The 8,002-nt window shown below is 47.7% G+C and carries 6 protein-coding genes and 1 pseudogene; 4 read left to right on the top strand and 3 right to left on the bottom strand.

Annotation, left to right across the window (positions count from 1 at the left end):
* Positions 1-224, bottom strand: a 224-nt coding sequence (locus tag QUB64_RS31800; protein ID WP_333343282.1) for a hypothetical protein, incomplete at its 3' end; no start/stop codon positions are given.
* Between the two features lie 140 nt (positions 225-364).
* Here QUB64_RS31800 and QUB64_RS31795 point away from each other — a divergent pair.
* Together QUB64_RS31795 and QUB64_RS31790 are read left to right on the top strand one after the other, a co-directional pair.
* Complete coding sequence (locus tag QUB64_RS31795; RefSeq protein WP_333266464.1) at positions 365-1,951, top strand: bifunctional pantoate--beta-alanine ligase/(d)CMP kinase; 1,587 nt, start codon at positions 365-367, stop codon at positions 1,949-1,951.
* Positions 1,952-2,305: 354 nt separating this feature from the next.
* On the top strand, positions 2,306-3,232 hold the full coding sequence (locus QUB64_RS31790; RefSeq protein ID WP_333266909.1) for a polysaccharide deacetylase family protein: 927 nt from the start codon (positions 2,306-2,308) through the stop codon (positions 3,230-3,232).
* Between the two features lie 300 nt (positions 3,233-3,532).
* Here QUB64_RS31790 and QUB64_RS31785 read toward each other — a convergent pair whose 3' ends face one another.
* Positions 3,533-4,597, bottom strand: a complete 1,065-nt coding sequence (locus QUB64_RS31785; protein WP_333266462.1) for an NAD(P)/FAD-dependent oxidoreductase — start codon at positions 4,595-4,597, stop codon at positions 3,533-3,535.
* A gap of 203 nt (positions 4,598-4,800) precedes the next feature.
* The gene (locus tag QUB64_RS31780; RefSeq protein WP_333266460.1) at positions 4,801-5,562 is read right to left on the bottom strand and encodes a class I SAM-dependent methyltransferase; all 762 of its coding nucleotides are present in this window, start codon (positions 5,560-5,562) and stop codon (positions 4,801-4,803) included.
* Positions 5,563-6,250: 688 nt separating this feature from the next.
* Here QUB64_RS31780 and QUB64_RS31775 point away from each other — a divergent pair.
* Entirely contained in the window at positions 6,251-7,096 is an 846-nt protein-coding gene (locus tag QUB64_RS31775) for a YaaW family protein (RefSeq protein ID WP_333266458.1), read from the top strand.
* Positions 7,097-7,163: 67 nt separating this feature from the next.
* Positions 7,164-8,002 (top strand): annotated as a pseudogene (locus tag QUB64_RS31770) (hypothetical protein); the annotation flags it as partial.

Below are 8,002 nucleotides of genomic sequence, written 5' to 3'. Positions count from 1 at the left end.
TCACAGTTGACCTGTGACAGCTTGACAGCTTGACAGCGACCCTTAAGTCCGAGGATTGGAGTAATGAATAGTCTGATTTTAATTTCTCCCGATCGGGCGGGCGGGCTTTCAACCAATTCTTTCTGGTAAGGCAGAATACAAAAGTTATCCGAAGTGTAGAAATCAGAAACTAGAATAAAACTTGTCCGGGCTTGAAGTATCTGACATCTTGCACTCGTCGCCATAGTCGCGCGCGCCACAATAGTTTATTTGTTGTGGAACTCGCACGCGAGTTTGTTGCTAACATCGGTGCAAGATGTCCGATCGAACAAATTCAGACAAATAAATTCTGCATTCTGCCGAATGCCTTCAGGAGAGTGTCTTGGTGCGCCTGTTTACGACCATTGCAGCACTTCGCTGCTACTTAAATTCACAAAAGTCTGCTGCACCTGATTTGACAGTCGGTTTGGTGCCGACGATGGGAGCTTTGCACGCCGGACATCTGAGCTTGATCCAGCGGGCCAGACAAGACAATGCGATCGCCCTGGTCAGCATTTTTGTCAACCCGCTGCAATTTGGGCCAACAGAAGATTTTCAAGATTATCCCCGGAATTTCGAGCAAGACCGGCTGCTGTGCGAACAAGCTGGGGTTGATGCCATTTTTGCTCCCTCAGCAACCGAAATGTTCGGCAACCAAGCGGTCGATCGCACTGAAACACACAAAACCGCCCAAACACAAATTGAACTTTCATCCTTAACTCAAGTAGTGCCGCCGCCGGCGATGACATCGGTGTTGTGCGGCAAATCTAGGCCCGGTCATTTTCAGGGCGTCGCGGCAATTGTGACCAAACTTTTGAGTTTAGTGCAGCCGACAAAAGCTTATTTCGGTCAGAAAGACGCGCAGCAGCTAGCAATTATCCGCAAGCTGGCCTTTGATTTTAACTTGCCTGTAGAGATTGTTGCTTGCCCGATCGTCCGCGAAGAGTCAGGACTAGCAATGAGCTCTCGCAATCAGTATTTAACAACCGAGCAAAAACAGCAAGCCTGCGCCATCTACCGCGCGCTGCAACAAGCCTCAAAAACTTTTGCCTCAGGCGACCGCACCGCAGCGGCAGCACTCGCTATCGCGCGGGCCGAGGTCGCCCGAGAGCCAGCAGTCAAGCTCGAATATGCCGAACTCGTCGATCCCGACACTCTGACGCCGTTGCAGGTTGTGGAAACAGCGGGACTTTTAGCCGTAGCAGCCAGAGTAGGCTCTACTCGCTTGATTGACAATATAATTCTCAGGAACCGGCGGCCAATTGTGGCGATCGACGGGCCGGCGGGCGCTGGGAAATCTACCGTAACTCGCAAAGCAGCAAGGGTTCTCGGCCTGTTTTATCTGGATACTGGGGCGATGTATCGGGCGCTGACTTGGCTGGCTTTGAAAACAAACACGCCGATTTCTGACGAATGTGCGATCGCCGAATTAGTCAGTGGCAGCTATTTGGAATACAATCTCGATCCCGGATCTTTGACGCTGAAGATTAACGGCGAAGACGTAACCGAGGCAATTCGCAGTTTGGAAGTGACATCGCGCGTCTCAGAAATGGCGGCGATTCCGGCCGTGCGCCAGTTTCTGGTGGAGGAACAGCGGCGCTGCGGCAAATCCGGCGGAATTGTGGCAGAAGGCCGGGATATCGGGACTAACGTGTTTCCGGATGCGGAATTGAAGATTTTTTTGACGGCTTCGGTGCAAGAGCGATCGCGCCGGCGACTGTTAGAACTTAAAGACACCGATCGGGCTAATATTAGTTTGGCCCAGTTGGAACAAGACATCGCCCTGCGGGACTCTAAGGACAGCACCCGCCTGGTTGCACCTTTGCGCAAAGCGGCGGATGCTGTGGAAATTCAAACAGACAATTTGACTGTTGACGAAGTTATCGATCGGATTGTCGGTTTGTACCAAGAGAGAATCGGCCCTCAAAGTTAATTTTAGGACGCTGCAGGCGGGCGATCGCCCCCAGCGTCAGCTAGGGACGGGGGACGGGGGCCTGAGTCCCTCGGAATATCAGGTGCCATTAACCGGATTTGAGCGCCGTCTCCCTTAGTCGCGGGAATTTTCAACTATCCCGCCGTTTTCATGGAGAGGCGGTTCGGGCGCACAAGTCTTAACACAAGTCTTAAATTTTTGATCCTGACGGACTTCCCTGCGATCGGTTATTTGCACTAACATTTCTAGGGGCAATCCGATTTAAGATTATCGTCCTAAGTGGATTAACTTGATATCAAAATAAAATCTAGAATTAATTGTGCAAGGTGTGAAGGAGAGAATGACGTGACAAAAATGAAACGGCTTTTGAGGCGGCGAAAAAATTTAATCGTTGCTTTTACGGCCGCCGCGGGCAGTTTTTTGCTGGGTGTGACGTTGCCGATGAACTTGCGGACAACTGGGCCAGTGGCACCGATGCAGGCGCAAGTCTTGGCCGTATCCCAGTCGCCAGAACCAAAACTGATATCCAATGTTAATGGGATCAAAGGGGCGATCGCCCATCGAGTTGAGTTTTCCGAACAGGCTATAGGCAAATTGGAGGCAACCCGCTTTCAATCGGGCCTACCGTCGCAGTTTAAAGGTACAATGCTCCGTCAGGCGAAACTCGACTCGCACCACAAGGCGATCGCCCTGACATTTGACGATGGCCCCTGGCCGACAACAACTACACAAATCCTAGATATTCTCAAGAAAAACAATATTAAGGCTACATTCTTCTGGGTAGGAAGATACCTGCAAACTTATCCCGAACTTGGCAAACAAGTCGCGGCATCCGGTCACGCGATCGGCAACCACACTTGGAACCACCAATACATTAAGTATAACGAAGAAGGTGCCGCTCGCGAGATCGATCGCACATCATCCTTAATTGAGGAATTAACAGGCGTCAAAACATCTATGTTCCGCCCGCCAGGAGGCATTTTAAACAATGGATTGGCAGCTTACGCACAGAAGAAAAATTATGCAGTTATCATGTGGTCTGCTGATTCTTTAGATTGGCGGACTGCTACGCAATCTTTGATGGATAACGTGATGCGACAAGCAAATTCCGGCGGCATTGTGTTGATGCACGACGGGGGCGGCAATCGATCGAGGACTGTAGAAGCTTTGCCGGAGATTATTGCTCGATTGAGAAAGGAAGGGTACATTTTCGTAACAGTTCCCGAATTATTGGAGATGCAAGAACAAGAGTTAAAACATCAGGAAACAGCACACAAATAAAAAAATGGGAGAGTGGAATTAAGCGCCATTTTCCCATTTTTCATAAATCTCTATAATGCTGACAATTAAATGGGTTTGTAGTGAGGACTTCAGTTTTCTGATGCGGACTAAAGTCCTCACTACAAACCTACTGATAATTGTTCATTCCTCTGATGCGGACTAAAGTCCTCACGCTCAAACCTACTGATAATTCGTTCGGTCCTCTGATGCGGACTAAAGTCCTCACGCTCAAACCTACTGATAATTCGTTCAGTCCTCTGATGCGGACTAAAGTCCTCACTACAAACCTACTGATTTCAGTCAAGTTAGGACTGAAATCAAAGGCAAATCCTGCAATTGAGAATTCACCCAACTAGCCGCAGCCAATCCCGATCGCAAAGCAGCTTCAATTTGACCGTCCCCGCACAAATCCCCCGCACAAACCAGCGGTAAAGTCCCCCCAGCCACCAAACAAGAAACAGGCAAAGGATTTCGACAAAAAGCATAGCGCCAGCGCTGAACCTGCAACCATTCGGGCTGTTTCAGCCAAGGCATTAAATATTCAGAAGTGCGATCGAGCAATTCTTGACCGATAATATTCAAATCAGCAGCTTCTAAATGGCGATCGGCAAAATTGGCGCTGCTTTGAACCACAAACACCGGCTGCTGCGGATCGATGCGCTTGCTACTGTCGAACCCAATCCAAGCTAAATCAGAATTATCGGGAAAAAAAACAGATTTCCACTGCGGATTTAGATCGATCAAATCAGAATTTCGTTCCGCAGAATAGCCAGCCATGACTGTAATGCAAGAGTCGTACTCTACAGAACGCAATTTGTCAATAAAATCTGGCGAAAAACCGATTTCTGAATTCAAAAACATTAAAGCTTGAGGAGCAGGAATTGCCACAACTACAGCCTTAGCAATCAATTCTTGAGGTATCTCTAAATTGTCGTCGGTAACTTCCAGGGAAAGATGCCACATTTGACTGTCGGTACGAGAAATAGCTTTGACGCGGCGCCCGTACCAAATATCTAAATCCTCAGCGAGATACTTACCGACAGCATTCATCCCAGCAGGTGCGACATAACAAGAACTAGGAATAGATGATATTTCTCCTTGTCGGAATTCGGACACGCTATCTGTCCAAAGTTTCAGGATCTGGCGATCGACCAAAACATCAATTAACGCCTGCACCGAATCTCCCTGTGGCTCCAGATAGCGAGCGCCGTGATCGGCCCTAGTCCCGTGCACGCGGCGAGTAGCGACTCGTCCCCCCGGGCCGCGAGATTTCTCAACAACCGCTACAGAATAGCCAGCGAGGCGCAACTGCTGAGCACAAATCAGTCCCGCCATCCCCGCACCGATCGTCACAACATCGAACATAGTTAAACTGTCAGTATTTTGGATTTAGTTGAGTCTTGGACGCATCAATACCAAATAAACCGGGTTTTCTACCAGGCTCAAAGGCCTTAATGCAGTTTTTTTGTCCAGGAAAACCAGTTTCTGCGTCCATGACTATAGTTGTCAGCTTGAAAGTCGGCATCAATACGCGGGGTTTTCACACCAGTTTTTTTCCGAAAAAACCTTTAGGAAATCCCTAAATTTGGAGTTAATTTTCGATAGCAACGAGCCGTGATTAGGTGAGGATGAAAAACTTCGATAAAATTAGACTGAAGTTTATAGAAAAATGTGTCTATTGTTTCCTTGTCTTCTAGGTGAAAAGGAAATTCTTGATTAAAACCTTTGAAAAAATACCAGTTAAGGATGAGTTTTCCTGACGGAGAAAGCATATTGTGAAAATCCAACAACTGCTGACTGGGATTTGGTAAATGTTCTATCACATCTAAACAAATAATCGTATCAAAAACTTCCGTGGAAGATATTTCCAGACAACAGGAAATTTTGTCGCTCAATCCTAACTTAGAAGCTCTGCCTTGAACCAAATTGCAATTTATGGGGTTAATATCGCAATAAACTACTTGTTCTACTTGAGGGCAAAGGGCTGTTGCAATAGCATGAGTTCCAATACCGCCGCCAAAATCTAATACCCGACCGCGAGCGATATCGGAGATCAATGTTAAAGTACCTCCTATGTAATCCTGACTTGACAAATGCCAAGCCCCAAGATCGAACAGGTAAGCTTCTCCTACTCGATCGCGATAAAACTCGCTAGCTTGTTCCCAGTCAAAATCCCGATGACCTAGTTCTGCCAGAGTTTGTTGACTAAATTGCATCGCTTGTTCAAGTGCTTCTGCATCTAAATTTAAAAAATCCTGTAGATGCTGCTTTAAACTGAAAGCATCTTGCCAATATCCTTGTAAAAAAGACGGTGCGACAGCAGAAGACATAATTTACTAGCTCAAAAAAAATCCCAATCTATTATATGATTAGCTGACCTTCTTTAACAGAAACACACTCCCCAAAAAATCCTTCGTTGATGACTAATAAAATAGTGTTGGTTCACGGCGACTGTTGGAGTCCTCAAGACGTTGGGTTGTAGGTAGCCAGAGGCTGCTATCGGGGTTGGGGTGACGGGGCCGATCGATAAATGTTGAGTTGAAAACGAATTATCTCGATCGCGATCGCAGAATCTACCCACAAAAACTAAAGCTTTCCGGGTTTCGCAAGCGGGGGGCGATGGCTGTAACGATGTTTTTTCCTACAAAAAGCAGATTTCTGTGCAAGTCCTAATTCTGGCTTGATGCCGAATGCTTTGCCGGAGAGCGCCGATCGCCCGTCGCGCCAGGTAGTAGAATAGGGGACAGCACTAATCGACAGGTAAGACCATTCAGTTGACCTGTGACAGTTGACCTGTGACAGTTGACCGCTTGATAGCGACCTCTCCCGGTCAGTCCGAGGATTGGAGTAATGAATAGTCTTCTTTTAATTTCTCAAGGGCGATCGGGGCTCCGGCTTTCAACCAATTCTTTCTGGTAAAAAAAATGTAGCGCTCGGCAAGTTCCAAAGGGCGCTACTAAGCGACAATCTAAAATCTCAAATCTCAAATCTCAAATAGCATTAGGGGAGGGCAAAATCTTGGACGAACTCAGAGCAGCACTAGAATTGACAACAGAAGAAGAATTGCAGCAACTAACCGAACTTCTGTTCAGCCGCAAGTTTAACCCTTTAGATTACGTGCAAACCCCCGCACCCATAGACGTACAAAGCCGCGATCGCGAAGCATGGCTAGACGCAGTAGAACAGCGGTTTCGCTATCTTGCAGCCGACGGGTTGACTGTACTCAGAGGGCGAACCGAACAAGTAACTTACAGACAAGCACTAATTCAAGTTTGCCGCTATCTCAAAATCCCTTATCCCAAACAGTTGTCAACCACCGACTTAGAAGCAGAAGTATTTCTGCACTTAATGGGCCGCACGTGGAAGCGTTTACCCGCAGACGAACAGCAAGCCCTGACAGTCCGCGTACAGCGAGCAATTGTCGATGCTAAACTCTCGGAACCCTTGCCAATTTCTGCTGAAAAAGACCCGCTCGGTTTGCTATTCAAAGGCGGCAGCGCTTTAGCCGTTAGTTCCATTTTAAAACCCATGTTGCTGAAACTGATGGCCAATCAATTTGCGCTGCATTTTGCCACCTATCAAATGGCAACACAAGCAGCGATCGCAGGGACTGCAACCGCAGCAACCCAGTTTCAAAATTATGTCGCAATTCAGACAGCGCGGCGCGGAATGGCAGTCAGTGCGGCTCGTTACGGTGCGACGCGGAGCGTGTTTTCATTGCTCGGCCCGGTGATGTGGACTTGGTTTTTAGCAGATTTGGGTTGGCGATCGATTTCTACGAACTACGGGCGCATTATCCCGACCATTTTTGCCTTGGCTCAAATTCGATTAACGCGATCGGAATGCGCTTGGGAACTAGCATGACGATTTTAGATTTCAGATTTTAGATTTTGGATTGAAGAATTGAAGAATTGAAGAATTGGGAGTTTGGGTGAATATCAAAAATCGGTGGAAATTAGCTGCAAAACAGACAGCCAAAAATCTCAATTCTCGCCTGCAAAAACATCCCGATCGCCGCTTGCAAATCCCTTGGAATTTCGCTCAAGTTGGCGTGCTCATTTTTCCGATAATTCCGATTTTGGGAGCTTTGGGAATATTCCTGGGATTAATCGGCACTTGTCAGCAAAAGTTCCGCCAAATCAGCCACAGCCCGCTGAATCGAGGCTTCGGAATTCTGAGTGTGCTGCTAGTCATCACGACGATTTTTGCCAACAACCGCATCGAGGCTGTTTTAGGCTTGTGCAATTTTTGGCCGTTCTTTATATTGTTTGCTGCTTTCAGCCGTTTAATTCAAACTCCGGCTCAGTTGCGACAGTTGTCTTGGGCGATCGCAATTAGTGCAATTCCCGTAATAATTTTGGGTTTGGGACAGCAATTTTTAGGTTGGAGCGGCATCGATCAATTGCAGCCGATTTTTGGCTGGGTACTAGAACCAAAAGGCAATCCCCCCGGCCGCATGGCTTCTGTGTTTATGTACGCTAATATTTTAGCCTGCTATTTAACAATCGCTTTTATTTTAACACTCGGATTGTGGATTGAAGAAGTCAGTTGTCAGTCGTCAGTTGTCAGGAAGAAGGAAGAGGGGGAGAGGGGGAGATGGGGAGATGGGGAGAGGGGGAGAGAGGAAGATGGGGAGAATTACCAATGCCCAATGCCCAATGCCCAATGCCCAATGCCCAATGCCCAATGCCCCATGCCCAATGCCCAATGCCCAATGCCCAATGCCCAATGCCCAATGCCCAATGCCCAATGCCCAATGCCCAATGCCCA

This window comes from Microcoleus sp. Aus8_D2 (assembly GCF_036702665.1).
In the GTDB taxonomy this organism is placed as follows: Bacteria; Cyanobacteriota; Cyanobacteriia; order Cyanobacteriales; family Microcoleaceae; genus Microcoleus.
This window is presented reverse-complemented; position numbering and strand designations above follow the sequence as displayed.